15 protein-coding genes (1 of these 15 cut by a window edge) are annotated in these 17,128 nt (G+C 63.9%); 6 read left to right on the top strand and 9 right to left on the bottom strand.

Annotated features, from left to right (window positions below; genetic code table 11):
• On the bottom strand, positions 1–785 hold the 5' portion of the coding sequence (gene clcA / locus C2U40_RS17640; protein WP_103829297.1) for a H(+)/Cl(-) exchange transporter ClcA. 610 nt of this gene lie to the left of the window's left edge; the window shows 785 of its 1,395 coding nt (coding positions 1–785); the start codon lies at positions 783–785; the stop codon falls past the left edge of the window.
• A 222-nt stretch (positions 786–1,007) separates the two neighbouring features.
• Here clcA and hemL point away from each other — a divergent pair, with 222 nt between their 5' ends.
• Together hemL and C2U40_RS17650 are read left to right on the top strand one after the other, a co-directional pair.
• Positions 1,008–2,294: a glutamate-1-semialdehyde 2,1-aminomutase gene (hemL, locus tag C2U40_RS17645; RefSeq protein WP_103829296.1), complete on the top strand. Its 1,287-nt coding sequence runs from the start codon at positions 1,008–1,010 to the stop codon at positions 2,292–2,294.
• Between the two features lie 219 nt (positions 2,295–2,513).
• Positions 2,514–3,329, top strand: a complete 816-nt coding sequence (locus C2U40_RS17650; RefSeq protein ID WP_103829299.1) for a hypothetical protein — start codon at positions 2,514–2,516, stop codon at positions 3,327–3,329.
• A 60-nt stretch (positions 3,330–3,389) separates the two neighbouring features.
• Here the strand turns inward: C2U40_RS17650 and C2U40_RS17655 are convergent, their stop codons facing one another.
• The 3 genes from C2U40_RS17655 to C2U40_RS17665 all read right to left on the bottom strand — a co-directional run bounded on the left by C2U40_RS17655 (position 3,390) and on the right by C2U40_RS17665 (position 6,513).
• Positions 3,390–4,292: a sulfite exporter TauE/SafE family protein gene (locus C2U40_RS17655; protein ID WP_029304893.1), complete on the bottom strand. Its 903-nt coding sequence runs from the start codon at positions 4,290–4,292 to the stop codon at positions 3,390–3,392.
• A 257-nt stretch (positions 4,293–4,549) separates the two neighbouring features.
• Complete coding sequence (locus tag C2U40_RS17660; RefSeq protein ID WP_103829295.1) at positions 4,550–5,272, bottom strand: phosphatase PAP2 family protein; 723 nt, start codon at positions 5,270–5,272, stop codon at positions 4,550–4,552.
• A gap of 41 nt (positions 5,273–5,313) precedes the next feature.
• Positions 5,314–6,513 carry an ISL3 family transposase gene (locus C2U40_RS17665; RefSeq protein ID WP_158656423.1) on the bottom strand — a complete coding sequence of 400 codons (1,200 nt, stop codon included), beginning with the start codon at positions 6,511–6,513 and terminating at the stop codon, positions 5,314–5,316.
• A 243-nt stretch (positions 6,514–6,756) separates the two neighbouring features.
• On the opposite strand from C2U40_RS17665, the gene C2U40_RS17670 reads away from it, so the two are divergent.
• Positions 6,757–7,284 (top strand): DUF2937 family protein, encoded by a 528-nt coding sequence (locus C2U40_RS17670; protein ID WP_181014946.1) that lies wholly within the window; start codon positions 6,757–6,759, stop codon positions 7,282–7,284.
• Positions 7,285–7,359: 75 nt separating this feature from the next.
• Here C2U40_RS17670 and C2U40_RS17675 read toward each other — a convergent pair whose 3' ends face one another.
• Both C2U40_RS17675 and C2U40_RS17680 read right to left on the bottom strand, forming a co-directional pair.
• Entirely contained in the window at positions 7,360–8,940 is a 1,581-nt protein-coding gene (locus tag C2U40_RS17675; RefSeq protein WP_103829041.1) for a response regulator, read from the bottom strand.
• A gap of 113 nt (positions 8,941–9,053) precedes the next feature.
• Positions 9,054–9,935, bottom strand: a complete 882-nt coding sequence (locus C2U40_RS17680; RefSeq protein WP_011707270.1) for a LysR family transcriptional regulator — start codon at positions 9,933–9,935, stop codon at positions 9,054–9,056.
• Positions 9,936–10,091: 156 nt separating this feature from the next.
• On the opposite strand from C2U40_RS17680, the gene C2U40_RS17685 reads away from it, so the two are divergent.
• Complete coding sequence (locus C2U40_RS17685) at positions 10,092–10,556, top strand: SMR family transporter (protein WP_103829042.1); 465 nt, start codon at positions 10,092–10,094, stop codon at positions 10,554–10,556.
• Positions 10,544–10,864 (top strand): SMR family transporter, encoded by a 321-nt coding sequence (locus tag C2U40_RS17690; protein WP_011707272.1) that lies wholly within the window; start codon positions 10,544–10,546, stop codon positions 10,862–10,864. The genes C2U40_RS17685 and C2U40_RS17690 overlap by 13 nt, the downstream gene beginning before the upstream one ends.
• Before the next feature lie 98 nt (positions 10,865–10,962).
• Here the strand turns inward: C2U40_RS17690 and gloA2 are convergent, their stop codons facing one another.
• The 3 genes from gloA2 to hrpB all read right to left on the bottom strand — a co-directional run bounded on the left by gloA2 (position 10,963) and on the right by hrpB (position 16,426).
• Complete coding sequence (gloA2, locus tag C2U40_RS17695) at positions 10,963–11,364, bottom strand: SMU1112c/YaeR family gloxylase I-like metalloprotein (protein ID WP_103829043.1); 402 nt, start codon at positions 11,362–11,364, stop codon at positions 10,963–10,965.
• Between the two features lie 42 nt (positions 11,365–11,406).
• The gene (gene mrcB / locus C2U40_RS17700) at positions 11,407–13,728 is read right to left on the bottom strand and encodes a penicillin-binding protein 1B (protein WP_016351880.1); all 2,322 of its coding nucleotides are present in this window, start codon (positions 13,726–13,728) and stop codon (positions 11,407–11,409) included.
• Between the two features lie 250 nt (positions 13,729–13,978).
• Positions 13,979–16,426 (bottom strand): ATP-dependent helicase HrpB, encoded by a 2,448-nt coding sequence (hrpB, locus tag C2U40_RS17705; protein WP_103829044.1) that lies wholly within the window; start codon positions 16,424–16,426, stop codon positions 13,979–13,981.
• A 156-nt stretch (positions 16,427–16,582) separates the two neighbouring features.
• Between hrpB and thpR the strand changes: the two genes are divergently transcribed.
• Positions 16,583–17,110, top strand: coding sequence for an RNA 2',3'-cyclic phosphodiesterase (gene thpR / locus C2U40_RS17710; protein ID WP_181014948.1), 528 nt, complete (start codon positions 16,583–16,585; stop codon positions 17,108–17,110).
• Positions 17,111–17,128 lie beyond the last annotated feature (18 nt).

Raw genomic sequence — 17,128 nt, forward strand, 5'->3', positions numbered from 1 at the left:
AAACCCAGCACGCCAAAAGCGGCCCCCATGAAGAGGAACAGCCAGAGCGCCCTGAGAGCCGGCGCATCGTAGTGAGGCAGGCTGATCACCGCCCCCTGCCCCTTCATGTTCTGCAGCATCAGGGTCGCCATGATGGCGGAGATGCCCACCGCCTTGATGGCCAGAAAGGAGTAGCGAAACTGCGGGCGCATCTCCTCCATCACGAACAGGATCCCCGCCAGCGGCGCATTGAAGGCCGCGGCCAGACCGCCCGCAGCCCCGGCTGCCAGCAGGGCGTGCCCATGCTCCTTCGGCAGTCGGAAGATATCCGCCACCATCTTGCCGAGGTTACCGCCGATCTGCACCGACGGGCCTTCCCGCCCCAGCACCATGCCGGAGCTCAGGGTGCAGATGCCACCGAAGAACTTGACCGGCAACACCCGCCACCAGCGTACCGGACGCAGCTCGTCCATGGCCCCCTCAATCTCGGGAATGCCGGAGCCACCCGCCTCCGGCGCAAAGGTATGGGTCAGGAAACAACCAATACAACCCAGCAAGGCGCTGAAACCAAAGCCGAGCAGGCCGAGCTGCCACCAGGGGCGATCGGCCAGCAGGTCGACACGCTGCTGTGCCAGCCAGTGCACGCCGGACTCGAACAGTCCGCAGACCAACCCGGCCAGGGTGCCGACCAGCGCCGCCAACAGCAGCACCAGCAGGGGCATCTTGTCTTGATGAATGATCCGCCGCAGGACAGGGCCGCGGGGAGGCGAGAGCGGTTCGGAGGAGGAGAGAGCTTGTTGCGACATGAAAAAACCACATTCGTTTGCTGACGGAGGTGACGATCATCCGGCCTGCTGTCCGGCTGCCCAGCACCGGGCCTTTCTGCTATAGTCGGCCCGTTTCATTTAACACGGGGCAGTCCTTGGCCGGGGTCAAGAGCGCAAGCATACTCCAGCGCCCCCTGACTGCCGAGCCGCAATCGGCCACCTGCGCCTGTGTGACGACCAAAATCCCATTAAGGATGATCCATGTCAAAATCAGATCAGCTGTTTGAACAGGCCCGCCAGACCATTCCGGGCGGCGTCAACTCACCGGTCCGCGCCTTCAATGGGGTCGGCGGCACACCCCGCTTCATCGATCACGCCGATGGCGCCTACCTCTATGACGTGGATGGCCAGGCCTATGTGGATTACATCGGTTCCTGGGGCCCCATGTTGCTGGGTCACAACCACCCGGCCATCAAGGCCGCCGTCATCAAGGCGGTGGAGAAAGGGCTGAGCTACGGCGCCCCGACCGAGATCGAAGTGCTGATGGCCGAGAAGGTGCGCCAGATCGTGCCCTCCATGGAGCAGGTGCGGATGGTCAACTCCGGCACCGAGGCGACCATGAGCGCCATCCGGCTGGCCCGCGGCTACACCGGTCGCGACAAGATCGTTAAATTCGAAGGCTGCTACCACGGCCACGCCGACTCCCTGCTGGTCAAGGCCGGCTCCGGCGCCCTGACCCTGGGTCAGCCCAACAGCCCGGGCGTCCCGGCTGACTTTGCCAAGCACACCCTCACCTGCGTGTTCAACGATCTGGACTCGGTACGCGAAGCCTTCACCCAATACGGCAGCGAGATCGCCTGCATCATCGTCGAGCCGGTGGCCGGCAACATGAACTGCATCCCGCCGGTACCCGGCTTCCTGGAGGGGCTGCGCGCCATCTGTGACGAGTTTGGCGCCCTGCTGATCCTGGATGAGGTGATGACCGGCTTCCGCGTCTCCCTGCGCGGCGCCCAGGGCCACTACAACATCGACCCGGATCTCACCACCCTCGGCAAGATCATCGGTGCCGGCATGCCGGTCGGTGCCTTCGGCGGCAAGAAGAAGGTGATGCAGCACATCGCCCCGACCGGCCCTGTCTATCAGGCCGGCACCCTCTCCGGCAACCCGGTGGCCATGGCCGCCGGCCTCACCATGCTGGATCTGCTGCTGGAGCCGGGCCTCTATGAGCAGCTGAGCGCCAAGACCGCCCGGGTTGCAGAAGGGCTGAAAGCCGCTGCCGCCAAGCACGGCATCCCGCTTGCCATCAACTACGTCGGCGGCATGTTCGGCTTCTTCTTCACCGACGAGAGCGAGATCACCCGCTACGAGCAGGTGACCCGCTGCGACATGGAACGCTTCAAGCGCTTCTATCACCTGATGCTGGAAGAGGGCGTCTACCTGGCGCCGAGTGCCTACGAGGCGGGCTTCCTGTCGCTGGCGCACGGCGACGAGGAGATCGAACACACTCTGGCCGCCGCCGAGCGCAGCTTCGCCAAGCTGGCCGGCTAAGCCGCCGCGTGTCGCAAAAGGGCCCTTCACGGGCCCTTTTTCATTGCCGTTTCGGCGCCCTTCGGCCTCCCCCGGTGCGCCCGATGTTGGTGCAGACTTTGCGCAAATGGCACGGCTCTGTCACCAAACGGTGCATATCCCGCCCCTCCGTCCGTCATAAAACGGGCCCACAATTTGCACCCTGCAAGTTGGATGCAAACCCGTTTGAGCGAGGTGTATATGGCGGAAATGAGCCCCATCGATGTGCTGCGACGCTATCAGGAGTACGAAGCCGAACTGGCCCCCCTGCTGCTGGGACTGCTCACGGCATCACCCGATTCACTCAGCAGTTATCCCTTCATCCTGAACCAGGCACCCAGCCGGGAACCGCTCGGGATCCTGCCGCCGGTGCCGGCACCGCAAGCCCGTTTGCATCTAATCGTGAGAGGCCAGGGCCGTGAGCTGACCCTCTGCCTGAACCAGCTCATCGCCTGGCTGATGGGAGACAGGGAGCGACGCCGGGCCATGCCTTGGTTCAAGGGGGTTTATGTGGTGCTGAGTCTGGCGCTGTTTCTGATCGTCGCGACGCTCATCTGGCACGGGCTGGAGCAGCTCTATCTGCTGCTGTGCGGGGCGCAGCAGAACCGATTGGGGGCCTTCAGCGCCATCATCTTCCTGACCCTGGCGCTCGCAGTATTCGACTTGGGCAAGACCATTCTGGAAGAGGAGGTGCTGCTGCATAAGGACATCTTTCGCCACAGCGCGATTCGCCGCACCATTACCCGCTTCATCGCCGCCATCCTGATCGCGGTCTCCATCGAGGGGCTGTTGCTGCTGTTCAAGGGCTCGCTCGGCCAGAGCGAACTGCTCTGGCCGGCGGTGGGTGTGATGGGGTGTGCCGTGGGGCTGCTGCTGGCCCTCGGGCTCTATGTGTTTCTCGGGGCCAGGGCCGAAGCGGCGCTGGTGCAGGCCAGCCTGCGACCTCTGCCAGCCGGGGTTGTGGTACCCACCGCGCCGCCCGCCAAGAAGCGTACCTGGTCCAGGAGGTATAGATGACGATGAAGGCCTGCAATCACGTCAATACTCCACGGCCAGCACCGATACGCGCCGTACTGGCTAACCAGTGACGCCTGCCAGTCGGGGTTGCAGTTCCCGCCGCGCCGCCCGCCAGGAGGCGTACATGGTCCAGGAGGTATAGATGACGATGAAGGCCACCAGCCATTTGAGCATCGCCATGTCCATCGACTTGACCAGCATGGCCGCCAGCACCACGCCGACAGGGCCGAAGATGGCCACCGCCAGCACCGCCTTGGCATCGAAGGCCCCTTTGCGGATGAAGGTGCCCGCCGAGAAGACGCTGAGCACGGCGGTGGAGCCCATCATGATGGGAAACGCCGCCAGCGGATTCATGCCGAGCAGATAGACCAGGGTCATACAGGGGGCGAACAGGCCGATGCCCACGTTCATCAGCACGCCGAAGATGAAGTTGCCGAGCAGCGCGATCCCAAGCTTGTAACCGGTCAGCCCCATGGCATCGCCACCGAGGGGGAACAGCCCCAGCAGGCCCGCAAAGATGAGGCCGGCTACCACCAGCAGGGAGACCGCCATCACCAGCCGGATGGTCTGGCGATCGAACGAGGCGACGTGGCGCGCCCCCCAGGCCGCCCCGGCAGCCGCGGCCACCATCATGCCGATGAGGGTGAGCGGATCCACCTGCACGGCGCCGATGAAGATCAGCGACTGGGTGACCGTCGGCAACACGCACTGGCCGTTGAGGGTGCCCGGCAACAGCCGGTCGTCGATCAGCTTGAACTGCTTGTAGCAGGCAGTCTTCACCGCGAAGCTGCCGACCCCCAGGGTATCGAGAAAATTGGCGACAAAACCGATGGCCGCCACCGGCCAGAAGGGGGTCGATTCCAGCTCCCCCTGTTGCCGTTTGTGCCACCAGGCCCGTACCAGCATGAAGATGAACACCAGGGCGCAGATGATGAATATCAGGCGCAAAAGATTAATTAACATACAGAGTTCTCCAGCAACGGGCGGCGATTCTAAGGCAGCAAAAATAAAAAATCTTGGTCAGGATCAAGCATTCAGCCCATGCAAACGATTATCTGGAGAAACTCATGACGAGCACGCCCGAACGAATCTGCTAATACTTGTCTATGAGGGCCAGCAGGCCTGGGGCCACCGGTGGTAGTCATGGTCATTTCGCGACGACCACAGTCACCGGCGGGAAGTAGCCAAAAAGAAGGCCGGTATGCACCGACCTTCTTTTTTTATTGCTGACTCACCGGCGTTTTACCCGCCAGCCACTGCCAACCCGGCAGACGTGGCAGTCGCTGGGCGATCCAGCCGATCAGCGCATCCGACAGCCCGGTCAACAACAGCAGCGGCAGGCAAAGCAGGGTCAACGACAGGGCCCCCACATAGACATCCGTCAGCCAGTGGGCGCCGGAGAGGATGCGGGGCGCCGAGAACAGCGGCACCATCAGCAGCGCGGTCACCCCGGCCCAGCGCGGCAGATGGCGCAGGGCAAAGCCGGCGAAGATCATCAGGAACAGGGCGTGATCGCCGGGGAAGCTGTCGCTGGAGGAGTCCTTGGTCGGGATCCCGCTGAGCTGGGTCACCCGCAGCGCGTCCGCCACAGTCAGGGTCGGGCTGGGCCGACTGACCGGCAGCAGATGACCGAACTGGTTGATTACCAGAGCCCCCAGCAGCATGACGATCCCCATGGCCACCAGCCGGCGGCGTCCCTGCTCGTCCGCACGCCAGAAGCAGCGAGAGAGGATCAGCCCCATGCAGGAGAGCACCGCCAGATCGAACAGCCGGTTGTTGGTCACGGCCACCAGATTTGCCCACCACTGGGCCTGACCCAGCCAACCATTGACCAGATGGAAGACGGCGAGATCCCACTGATCCCAGGGGCCGTGATTGGGCAGAGCAGCCCAACTGATGGCGATGAGACCCCCCAACAGATAACAGGGTATAAATTTGCGCATACGAACTCTCCTCCCCGAAAAATGGGCCCGTATTTTAAGGTTCATCGCGTCTTTCCGGGGAAGGCGGCCTTGATTTTCAGGAAAAAGTATTCTGAGTCCCGAAACCCATAGGCCATGCGTTTTATCACCTTGATTCGATTATTCACCCCCTCCAACTGGCTGGTGTGCATTGGAAAGAGGGCGCTCGCTAAGATGCCTCGGATGTAACGCCGGAGGTTTCTGGCAAAATCCTTCAAGGGTGCCAGACCACTTTCCCTGGCGTGCCGCGTCCAGCCCCTCCACCGTCGCCAGCCTTCCCGGATGTCGGGGGCGTACCAAATTTCCTTCAAGGCATCCTTGAGTACATAGGCTGTGGCCAAGGGCTGATTGGCGGCCAGTAGTTCCTGCAATTGCACCTCTTGCCCTTCCTTGAGGTTCTCCCGATTGCGCAGCAGCAGCCAACGCGCTTGCTTGACCACCTTGCGAGCTGGCTTGTCATGCTGCAATGCGTTGGCCTGATCCACCCGGATACGGTCTATCACCTTCCGACCGTAGCCCGCCACGACATGGAACAAGTCATAAACCACCTCGGCTTGCGGACAGTGCTCTTTCACCTCCAGATCGAAGGCGGAGTTCATGTCCATGGCAACGGCTTCAATCTGTTGGCATTGTTCGCCCAACAGCTTGAAAAAGGGGCGAATGGCCTCCCGGCTATTACCGTGGCCCACCCACAACACACGAGTCCGTTCAGCATCCATGATCACAGTGGCATAACGATGGCCTTTATGCAGGGCGAACTCGTCCATCACCAGCCGTCGCACAGCGCCAGGTTCAAAGGTGCCAACACTGGCTTGGAGTCGGCGTATGTCGATGGTCTTGATGGTATGCCAATGCAGTCCGGTGAGCAGGTTGACATGACTGATGGGCATCAACTCAAGCAAGGCCTCAACCCAGCTCTGCAATCGTTGTGTGATGCGTGAACTGGGAGGCAACCACGCGATATGTTCAGACACCCGGCCGCAGTGCAGGCAGTCAACGCGACGGATGGGGACTTGCAGGCGAACCCGCAGTTCAAACAGATCGCGGTCACGGACTAGGCGGGTGCGACGATCGTGGACCAATGGGCAGGGCTGATGACACTTGCCACAAAGAGGCAGGTGGTTAGAACGAGGTTCAAGAGCGAAAGTAATTTGTGTGGCACAGCGGCTATGGACAGAAACGTCGTAGCCTGGCCAGAACGAGGCAAAATTAATATCATGCATAGTGACAGCAGGGTGAAGGAACCGGTTTGTTTGGCGACTACCAGTTTACCCGATCCCTGTCTGTCAACTTACCTTTCCCCACGCTTGCGCGAAGAACCTATTTTAAAGCATAAAAATAGTGACGTGAATCGCACAAACGGGGGAGGAAGGCGTCATGCCTCCTATCCGGAAAGTCGGCGCGTCCCCTGCCGGCTTGGCCTGTTGCAGCCTTGCGGCTAGTATGGAGTCCCTCTATTTCGCGAGATGACGAGAGCTATGCGCAGCTACCTTCGGATGATGCTGTTTGCCCTGGGCCTGCTGGCCGGCGCGCAGATCCCGGGTCTGATCGACCTCTACTACCAGCGGCTGGATGCCCGCCTGCAGCAGGCCAGCCTCAGCCTGGCCCCTTTTCAGGAGACGGCGGACCAGCACTTCAACGGCGATCTGACGGCCCTGGTCAACCACTACCGCACCAACCCGGATCCGGTATTCGCCAAAGATGCTGCCAGCCTGCAGCTGCTGGTCAGCCAGCGCCAGACCCTGCAGCAGGAGAGCGTCTACAAGCACCATCCCTGGTACCGGCAACTCTCCCACCTGCTGCTGCGCGCCGAGCCCCAGCTCTGGCAGGATACCCTGCAAAACTACAGCTACGTGGTGCCGCTCAAGCAGGCCGCCATCGTCTGCGGCATGGCGGCAGGCCTGCTGGCAGCCCTGCTTGGCGATCTGTTGCTCAGCCTGGTGCTGTTGCCGTTTCGCCGGCAGCAGCCCCGCACACGCTACGCGCCGCGCTGACGAGATCGATGCGGTGGCGCAGGCAGCCGGAAACAACAAAGGGGCCAGTGGCCCCTTTGTTGTTTCCGTCCGGTGTCACAGCTCGTATGGCAGCCGCGACTGGCTGACCAAACGCTGGAGCGCCTGCACCACCAGGGGATCGAACTGGCTGCCGGAGCGTGACAGGATATATTCCATGGTCTGGGCCAGCGACCAGGGCTCCTTGTAGGGCCGCTTGCTGAGCAGGGCATCGAACACGTCGACCACGGCCACGATGCGGGCCGACAGCGGGATCTGCTGGCCGGCCAGCTGCTCCGGGTAACCCTTGCCATCGAAGTGTTCATGATGGCCGCGAGCAATCTCGGCCCCCAGCGACAGATAGCTGGTGCCCTCCACCATCTCCCCCGCCTTGTGCAATATGCTGGCGCCGATGTCCGCGTGCTGCTCCATGATGACCCGCTCATCCGGTTCGAACCGGCCCGGCTTGTGCAGGATGTGGTCCGGCGTGCCCACCTTGCCCACGTCGTGCAGTATGCTGGCCATGCCGATCATGTCGACGAAGCCCGGTGTCAGCTCATCGGGATAGGCCCCCGCCTGCTGCAGCTCGGCCACGATGGCATCGGAGAGCTTCTGCACCCGCAGCACGTGATCACCTGTATCCGAATCGCGGAACTCCGCCAGCGCCGCCAGTGCCACCACGGTCGCCTCCTGGGCGCGCAGCAGCTGGTTGTAGAGATAGAGGTTGTCGTACGCCGCCGAGATGCGCTGACAAAACACGTCCAGCAGATCGCACTCGAGCGGATCGAGCGGCTGGGTGGGGGTAAAATTGAGCACGAACTCACGCCCGTTCTGGGCGGCGATATAGAGCGCATCCTGGGGATGCTCGAAGCGGTTGCAGCGGTTGGCCAGCGCACTCATCACCGAATCGTGCAGGGCCGGGAAGGCGCTGAGCGGCACATCGCTCAGCAAGGATTCATAGTCGCCGGTGGCTGCCAGGATCTCCAGCTCCTGCGAGCCGGGCCGGCGTTCGGCGCAGATGGCGCCTTCGGTGCCCACGTCGAGAATGGCGCTGATCTGCTTGAGCACGCCGGAGGCAAACTCCCGCAGCGAATGCAGATGATAGAGATCCCCCGCCCCCTCCAGTATCTTGCCGAGCCCCTGCCGACTCTTGTCGATGGCGCAGAGGGTCTCATAGGAGCGCAGGGAGGCGATGACGGTGGTATAGAGCTTCTGCACCGTCAGCTCGGTCTTGGTCTTGTAGTCGTTGATGTCGTAATCGAGGATCACCCGCTGCTCCGGGGCCTGCCCCGGTTGGCCGGTGCGCAGCACGATACGCACCAGACTGTTGTGCATCTCGTTACGGATCTGGTGCACCAGCCGCAGGCCGGCATCTTCGGTCTCCATCACCACGTCGAGCAGGATCAGGGCGATGCGCGGATTGGCCAGCAGCATGCGGGCCGCTTCGGCGCCGCTGTAGGCGTTGAGCAGTTCAAGCGGGCGGGATTTGTACTGAATGTTGGAAAGTGCCAGCCGGGTGGCATGATGAATGTCCGGCTCATCATCGACGATCAACACCTGCCAGGGGTTGATCGCCTTGGTCACCACGGCCTCATCGTCATCCAGCTCGATGATGTCGTCATCCAGCCAGAGCTCGTCCTTGTCTTGGGCACTGCTCATATCGTTCACGCCTCCAGGCGCTGCATGAGGGTACTGACAGTATGTACCATCAGGCAGCGATGGATCACAAGCCCCTGCACTTGCCCCCTCGTGCCCGCCCAGCGCCGGCCGACTTATTCGAACGGTTCGAGATAGGCCTGGATTGCCTTCCTCAGCCACGCCAACACCTTGCCATGATAGGCATTTTCCGACAGATAGACGCCATAGTCGCGCCACTGCAGGCTGAACTTGTGCTTCAAGGTCAGCAGCTCCCCTTGCCGCAGCTGGCTCTGGATCAGCGGTGACGGCAGCACGGCCCAGCCGAGGCCATCGAGCACCGCATCGCGCATCAGCTCGAAGCTCGACAGCCCGATGTGGTGGCCGCCGATGGGCAACAGGCTCTTGACCGAAAATTCGTCCACATAGGAGAGGGTGACCTGGGTATGACCGGTCAGATCCTGCTGCAATACCCGCTTCAGGCTGGCCAGCGGGTGGCTCGGGGCCACCACCATCAGGGTGCGGATCGGGTTGAGCACCTCGATGTTGAGACCGCTGCGCTCCTGCTCCTCGGTGATGAGACCGAAGGCGGCGTCGACAAACCCCTCCTCCACCAGCGCGGGTAGCTCCGGCGGCGAGGCCAGCACCAGCGAGATGCTGGTGCCGGGAAACTGGTGACGCAGCGCCCCCAGCATCTCCCGCCACACCGCCTCGGGAATGGCGTCATCCCGCGCCACCCGCAGCGCTACCTCGGCGCCGGAGGCGTAGTGTTCGCACTTGAGCTTGAGGCTGTTGGCGGCCTGCAGCAGCCGCTTGCAGTCATCCAGCACCTGCTCGCCGATCTCGGTCAATCGGCTCTGGTTGGCACCTCGTTCAAAAAGTTCGACGCCAAGCTCAACCTCAAGCGCCGCTATCGCCGTGCTGACTGCGCTGCGACTCTTGCCAAGCCGGCGCGCCGTATTGGCAATGGAGCCACTGCTGGCTGATTCCACAAAGAGTTGTATCTGGTAGAGCTTCATGATCTGGGTCGCGAGCAGGGTATCCGATATTCACCTTACCTTGCCCCCTTCTAGCAAGGCAAACCGTCAGCGTCTGAATTGTCGACGCTCAGCGATTCTGCCGCCTGAGCGGGCTGCGGCTATCATGGCCCCGTCGCAGCAACAAAAGGACATTTTATGTTATTCAATCGCATGCTCCTGGCCCGCATCTTTCTGACGGGCGCCATCCTGACCGAGGTCGCCGGGACCTCCAGCATGGCCATGATCCCGGAGAACGAGGCCGGCTGGCTCAACTATCTGCCGATGTGGCTGCTCATCTCTTTCTCCTATCTGTTGTTGGCCAAAGCCGCCAAAACAATCTCCATTGGTATTGCCTTCGCGCTCTGGGAGGGGCTGGGGATCGCGCTGATCACCGTCGTCTCCGTGCTGTTCCTCGACTACCACCTGAATGCTCAGGAGTTGATCGGACTGGCGTTGGCCATAGTGGGTATTGTTCTGGTGACAATGGGTGAAACCCATGACGAACCGACCACAGGTACCGGCAGCATCCGCCGTCTTGGCGCTGCCCATGACAAACCGGCCGCAGGCACTGGCAGTACTCGCAGCCTTGGCGCTGCCAAGGAGGCTGTATGCACCCGTTGATCATCGTACTGGGGGCGGCCCTGCTGGATATCGGTGCCAACATGGCGATCAACCGCTCGGTTGGTTTTCGTCACAAAGGCTGGGGATTTCTCGGCATCCTGCTGGTGCTGTGTGCCTTCACCCTGCTGTCGGAAGCGGTGAGCACCGGCAAGATCGATCTGGCCGTGGCCTACGCCACCTGGGGTGCCATCGGCATCCTGGGTACCGCCCTCGGTGGCTTGCTGCTGTTTGGCGAGCGGCTCAAGCCCATCGGCTGGGTCGGCATGCTGGTGATGGCCGTCGCGGTGACCCTGCTCACCACTGCCTGATAGCCCCGTTACGCACTGCACACCATGCAAAGAAGCCGCCCGGCTAACCGGGCGGCTTCTGCTTTTTATGGGCGATGCAGGCTTGCGGCAGGTCTGCCTCAGCGGCCCACTTCGTAGAGCTCCAGCGGCAGGCCGTCGGGGTCGGCGAAGAAGGTAAAGCGCTTGCCGGTCAGCTCGTCCACCCGCACCGGCTCCACCTCGATACCATGCCCCTGCAGATGGGCGATGACCCGGTCGAGCTCAGCGACCCGAAAGGCCAGGTGGCGCAAGCCGCACGCCTCCGGCCGGGAGGGGCGCAGGGGCGGCGCCGGGAAGCTGAACAGCTCCAGCTGGCTGCCGTCCGGCAGCGCCAGATCCAGCTTCCACGACTGGCGCTCCTCGCGCAGCGTCTCGGCGATGATGGGCAGCCCCAGCACCTGGTGGTAGAAGTGGCGCGAGCGCGCATAATCGCTGGCAATGATGGCCACGTGGTGGATGGCATCAAACAGGGGATGTGACATGAGCACTCCGGGCAAGCGGGCAGCCAGGGCTGCCCGCCGCGGTCAGTTGAAGAAACCGTTGAACCAGTTGTCCAGTGCATTGGCCGGGCTGGACACCGGACTGGCGCAGCCCATGGGCTCGGCCAGCCCGGCCAGCTTGGCCGGCACCTGCAGACTGCCGGGGCAGTCGCTGGTGACCCGGGTGCCGCTGGCGCGGGAGAAGCTGGCCCAGCTCACCCCTTGCGGCATGTTCATGGCCAGGCTGTTGACCCCGCGCTGGCTCATGTAGCCGCTGAACAGCTGCAGGGCACCGCTGGCACCGGTCAGGCCGGCCGGGGTGTTGTCGTCGCGACCGACCCAGATGCTGACCAGCTCGTTGTTGTCGAGCCCGGTGAACCAGGAGTCGCGCAGCTCGTTGGTGGTGCCCGTCTTGGCCGCCATGGTGGCGCCGGGGAACTTGGCACCGAGTGCGCGCGCCGTGCCCTGGCTCACCGTCTTGGTCATGGCGAACAGGGTCAGCCAGCTGGCCTGCTCATCGGTCACCCGCTTGGCCGCTTCATCATGCTGATAGAGCTTGCTGCCGTCGCTGTTGACCACCGCCCGGATCGCCGACAGCGGCTGGGTCAGCCCCTGGTTGGCGATGGGCAGGTACATCTGGTTCACCTCCATCGGCGAGAGCGCCACCGCCCCCAGCACCAGCGAGGGATAGGGCTGGATCTCCTGCTCCACCCCCAGCTTGTGCAGGGTGTCCACCACCTTGTCCAGCCCCACCTGCAGCCCCAGATTGACGGTCGGCACGTTGAGGGAGCTGGCCAGCGCATCCATCAGCGGCACGCTCTGGCGGAACTTGCGGTCGTAGTTTTGCGGGGTCCAGATCTGGCCATCCTTGCCGCGAATGCGGATTGGCTGGTCCTTGAGCGGCGTCCCCAGGGTCAGGCCGTTGGAGAGGCCGGTCAGGTAGACCGCCGGCTTCACCAGCGAGCCTATCTGGCGACGGGCATCCAGCGCCCGGTTGAAGCCGGCGTAGCGCGGATCCCGGCCACCCACCATGGCCACCACCTCGCCCTTGTGCCAGTCGGAGACCACCATGGCCGCCTCCAGCTTCTTCTTGCCGCGCAGCTTCTCGATCTGGGCCAGACCCGACTCCACCGCCTGCTCGGCGGCGTGCTGGGCGATGGGATCCAGACTGGTGAAGATCTTGAGGCCGGACTGCTTGAGCAGATCCGGGCCGAAGCGGCTCTGGATCTCCCGCTTGAGCAGGCCCATGAAGGCCGGGGTGCGGCCATAGCTCATCTGACCGCGGGTGATGATGCCGAGCGGCTGTTTGCTGGCCAGTTCATACTCGGCCGGTTGCAGGCTGCCGTGATCCATCAGCAGCTTGAGCACCAGATCACGACGCGCCTTGGCCCGCTCCGGGAAGCGCCAGGGATCGTAATAGGAGGGCCCCTTCACCATGCCCACCAGCAGGGCCACCTGATCGATGTCCAGCTCGTTGACCGGAATGCCGAAGTAGAAGTAGGAGGCGAGCCCGAAGCCATAGACCCCCTGGGAGAAGTTCTGCCCCAGATAGACCTCGTTGAGGTAGGCCTCCAGGATCTCGTCCTTGCTGTAGCGATAGTCGATCAGCACCGCCATGTAGGCTTCCTGCGCCTTGCGCCACAGGCTGCGCTCCCGGGTCAGGAAGAAGTTCTTGGCCAGCTGCTGGGTCAGGGTACTGCCCCCCTGCACGGTGCGACCCGCCAGCAGGTTGGCCGCCATGGCGCGCATGATGGCCACCGGCGAGACGCCGCCGTGCTGGTAGAAGTCGCGATCCTCGGTGGTGAGCAGGGTGATCAGCAGGCTGTCCGGCACCTCGGCGATGCGCACCAGCAGGCGGTCCTCTCGATCTTCGGTGTTGAGGCGATCGAGCAGCACCGGGTCCATCTGGGCGTAGCCGAGCTGACGCTGATTCTCCAGCGACTGGATCCCCTCCAGCCGCGCACCGTTGAAGGTGAGGCGCAGGCCACGGGCGGCATCGGCCCCGTCATGGAATTCGAACGGCCGGCGGATAAGCTCGATGCGGTTGCCGCTCACTGCATACTCGCCCGGGGTGTGGGGCTGGCGCACCTGCTTGTAACTCAGCATGTTGAGCTCGCGCAGCATCTGGGCCTGGGAGAGGCGCTGGCTGGGATAGAGTTCCAGCGGCCGGCTGTAGACCATCACCGGCAACTGCCACTTCTCGCCGTCGAAGCGTTCACGCACCTTGGTATCGAGGTAGATGCCAAACACCACCATGAAGGCCGCTCCCACCAGGGAGAGCTTGAAGCCCAGCCAGAACAGCGTGCGCCAGATGGTGCGTTTGGGCGCCGCCTTCTTGGGGGTGCGCTTGCGTCGTTGCGTTGCCATAAATCCTCTTTGCTTTCCTTTCTACTTGTTATGTCGCGTTCGCGAACGTCCGATCGGGCTTAACCAATTGGATCTGGATTCCGGGTTCGCTCCGCCAGACAGATGGATGTATCCCCCCTCATCCCCGGCCCTTCTCCCACAAGGGGAGAAGGGAGCAAACACCAACCTCGATCAGTTCCCTCTCCCTCTGGGAGAGGGCCAGGGTGAGGGTCATCTGCTGGAGTAGGGCTACGTTATTCCCTGCACCAACCTACATCCCCATCTTCTTCTTGGTGACCCTGGTTGGCATCGCCTCCAGCGGATTGTCCGGCCAGTAGTGGCGGGGGTAGCGTCCCTTCATCTCTTTTTTCACCAGCTCGTAGGAGCCGGCCCAGAAGGCGGCCAGATCGGCGGTGATCTGCAGCGGCCGCTGGGCCGGGGAGAGCAGCTCCACCACCAGCGCCACCCGGCCATCGGCCACGCACGGGGTCGCGGCCTGGCCGAACATCTCCTGAATGCGCACCGGGATCACCGGCGCCTGGCCCGGCTGATAGCGGATCCGCACCCGGCTGCCGGTCGGCGCGGTAAAGTGGCCAGGTAGCGCCTCGTCCAGCCGCTTGGGCAATGGCCAGGGCAGAGACTGGCGCAGGATGTCGCTCATATCGAGCTTTTTCAACTGCTCCAGCCGGGTCATGCCGCTCACCGCCGGCAGCAGCCACTGCTCGAGGTCGGCCAGCAGGCTCGCCTCGTCCATGGCTGGCCACCCTTCGTCGGGCAACCAGTCGCGGGCGCAGCGCAATCGGGCCAGCAGCCCCTCGCTGGCGTCATCCCAGGGCAGCACATGCAGCCCCTTGCGCCGGATGCCCTGCAGCAGGCAACGCCCCTTCTGTTCATCGGAGAGATCCGTCAGCGGCCGCTGGCTCAGCACCAGCTCGCCGAGCACCTGCTGGCGTTCGGCCCGCACCCGCTCCTCGCGCTCATCCCAGTCGAACCACTGGCGCTCACTCACCAACTCGGGCAGCTGGCGCACCAGTTCATCCAGCTCCACCGGCTCGGCGATGAAGATGCGGCTGCCGCGCTCGTTCTGGCCCATCTCAATGGCAATGAGCGCCCCCTGCCCCTGACAGGGGTGACCTTCTACCAGATCGCAACTCACCCCGCCACTGAGCTGATAGCGGCTGCCGCTGCGCAGCTTGCCGATGCGATCGGGCCAGGCGAGAGCGCACAGCAGCCCCAGCCATTGCCCCTGCGCACTGGTGGGGCGAGTGCCGAGCCGCTCGAACCAGCGGGCTGCACTCTGGCGCAGGGCCCCCTGGCGGCGGTGGAACAGCACGGAGAGGCGCTCCGATCCTCGCAGATCTTCTTCCAGCAGCGCCACCAGGAAAGCCGCATCGGCGACAATCCCTGTCAGACCCTCCGCCTCCAGCTCGCGCGCACGCAGCAGCATGCGGGCAAGCCGGGGATGAGTACCGAAGGCTGCCATGGCGCGGCCAGCCGGGGTAAGTTGTTGCTCACCCTCCTGCTTCATGGCGCCGAGGCTCACCAGCAGTCGCTGGGCGCTGGCGACGGCGGCGGCCGGCGGCATGTCCAGCAGCGGCAGCTCTTCGACCTTGGCCCCCCATTGGGCGGCGTCCAGCAGCAGACCGGTCAGCTCCTGGGTGAGGATGTCGGGCGGGCTCTGCTCGGCGAGGCGCTCCTGCACCTCGCTGCTCCAGAGCCGGTAGCAGACACCGGGGCCGAGACGACCTGCGCGGCCCGCCCGCTGGGTAGCGGAGGCCTTGGCGATGGGGCGGGTCTCCAGCCGGGTGACGCCGCTCTTGATGTCGAAGGAGGCACACCGCTCCAGCCCGCTGTCGACCACCACGGAGATCCCCTCGATGGTGAGCGAGGTCTCCGCCACATTGGTGGTGAGCACCAGCTTACGGCGCCCCGCAGGTGCCGGCTCGATGGCCGCTTGCTGGGCCGCCATGTCGAGGCGGCCGTAGAGGGGGGCGAGGGTCACCTCGTCCGGCAGCCGCCCTTCCAGCCACTGCGCCAGCCGCTCGATCTCTCCCTGGCCCGGCAAGAAGACCAGCAGGCTGCCGGCGTGAGCGGCCAGCGCCTCCAGCACCACGGCGCCGACCTGGGGCTCCAGCCACTGCTGGCGATTGGCGGGACGATAGTGGTAGTCGATGGGAAAAACGCGCCCCTCCGAGCGAACCACCGGGGCCTCCGGCAAAAGCCGCTCCAGCGCCATGCCATCCAGGGTGGCAGACATCACCAAGAGCTTGAGATCATCGCGCAATCCCTGCTGGCTCTCGATGGCGAAGGCCAGCGCGGTATCGGCGTGCAGACTGCGCTCGTGGAACTCATCGAAGATGACCAGGGAGACGCCGGTGAGCTCGGGATCCTGCTGCAGCATCCGGGTCAACACCCCTTCGGTGACGATCTCGAGCCGGGTGGCTGCGCTGGTGCGGCTCTCACCGCGCACCCGCAGACCGATGCGCTCACCCACCTTCTCCCCGAGCTGGCACGCCAGAAAGCCGGCGATGTTGCGTGCCGCCAGACGCCTGGGCTCCAGCATGATGATGCGGCCGGGCAGCCGGTTTTGGCGTACCAGCTCCAGCGGCAGCAGGGTCGATTTGCCCGCGCCGGGCGGCGCCTGCAGGATCACGCTGGCATGGTTGTCGATGGCGGCAAAGAGTGCGGGCAGCACCGACACTATGGGGAGGGAAGACAAAGGGATCTGCACCTTCTTGTTGCAAGTCGTAAAACGGCGCCTATTCTGCCACAGCCTGCCCGGCCACCGTGAGCGGATGTCGGCCGGCGAGACAGGATGCAGTGGCTGCCATAGAATGGGCCACCTTGTCTGCATGAAAGAGGCATGCTCACCCGAATGGCCAAACTCTTCTTTGCCCTGCCCGCCGAGGCGCTGGCACCCGATCTCGTCGCCTGGCGCGACCAACTGCCCTGGCCGGGTCAACCGGTACCCGCCGCCAATCTCCACCTGACGCTGGCCTTCCTCGGCGAAGCGGATCAGCTCACCACCACCCGCCTGATGGCCGCCGTTGAGCGCCAGCACTGCCCGCCGCTCACCATAGCGCTCAATGAAACCGGCTGGTTCGGCCGCGCCAAGGCCGCCTGGGTCGGCCCGACGGAGTGGCCCAACGAGCTCACCGTGCTGGCCAGGGCGCTGCGTCGCCACGGCGAGAAGCTGGGGCTTGGCAACGGCGAGCAGGGCTATCGCCCCCACGTCACCCTGTCGCGCAAGGCGAGCGAACCGCCGGCGCTGCTGCCCGCCCCCTATTTCGTGCTGCAGGCCGACCGCTTCTGCCTCTATCAATCCCTCTCCACCCCGGACGGGGTGCGCTACGAGCCCCTCGCCTGCTGGCCGCTGCGGGCCAGAGAGAAAATGGCATCCTGACCGGCGGCCATGCCCAGA

The sequence above is a fragment of the Aeromonas sp. ASNIH4 genome (genome assembly GCF_002934425.1).
GTDB classification, from domain to species: Bacteria; Pseudomonadota; Gammaproteobacteria; order Enterobacterales; family Aeromonadaceae; genus Aeromonas; species Aeromonas hydrophila.

Excerpts from the sequence above, each read along its gene's own strand:
- C2U40_RS17650 (WP_103829299.1), top strand. The coding sequence starts at position 2,514 with ATGGCGGAAATGAGCCCCATCGATGTGCTGCGACGCTATCAGGAGTAC.
- C2U40_RS17680 (WP_011707270.1), bottom strand. The coding sequence starts at position 9,935 with ATGAAGCTCTACCAGATACAACTCTTTGTGGAATCAGCCAGCAGTGGC.
- C2U40_RS17660 (WP_103829295.1), bottom strand. The coding sequence starts at position 5,272 with ATGCGCAAATTTATACCCTGTTATCTGTTGGGGGGTCTCATCGCCATC.
- C2U40_RS17690 (WP_011707272.1), top strand. The coding sequence starts at position 10,544 with ATGCACCCGTTGATCATCGTACTGGGGGCGGCCCTGCTGGATATCGGT.
- C2U40_RS17670 (WP_181014946.1), top strand. The coding sequence starts at position 6,757 with ATGACGAGAGCTATGCGCAGCTACCTTCGGATGATGCTGTTTGCCCTG.
- C2U40_RS17655 (WP_029304893.1), bottom strand. The coding sequence starts at position 4,292 with ATGTTAATTAATCTTTTGCGCCTGATATTCATCATCTGCGCCCTGGTG.
- mrcB (WP_016351880.1), bottom strand. The coding sequence starts at position 13,728 with ATGGCAACGCAACGACGCAAGCGCACCCCCAAGAAGGCGGCGCCCAAA.
- C2U40_RS17665 (WP_158656423.1), bottom strand. The coding sequence starts at position 6,513 with ATGCATGATATTAATTTTGCCTCGTTCTGGCCAGGCTACGACGTTTCT.
- gloA2 (WP_103829043.1), bottom strand. The coding sequence starts at position 11,364 with ATGTCACATCCCCTGTTTGATGCCATCCACCACGTGGCCATCATTGCC.
- thpR (WP_181014948.1), top strand. The coding sequence starts at position 16,583 with ATGGCCAAACTCTTCTTTGCCCTGCCCGCCGAGGCGCTGGCACCCGAT.
- C2U40_RS17675 (WP_103829041.1), bottom strand. The coding sequence starts at position 8,940 with ATGAGCAGTGCCCAAGACAAGGACGAGCTCTGGCTGGATGACGACATC.
- C2U40_RS17685 (WP_103829042.1), top strand. The coding sequence starts at position 10,092 with ATGTTATTCAATCGCATGCTCCTGGCCCGCATCTTTCTGACGGGCGCC.
- hemL (WP_103829296.1), top strand. The coding sequence starts at position 1,008 with ATGTCAAAATCAGATCAGCTGTTTGAACAGGCCCGCCAGACCATTCCG.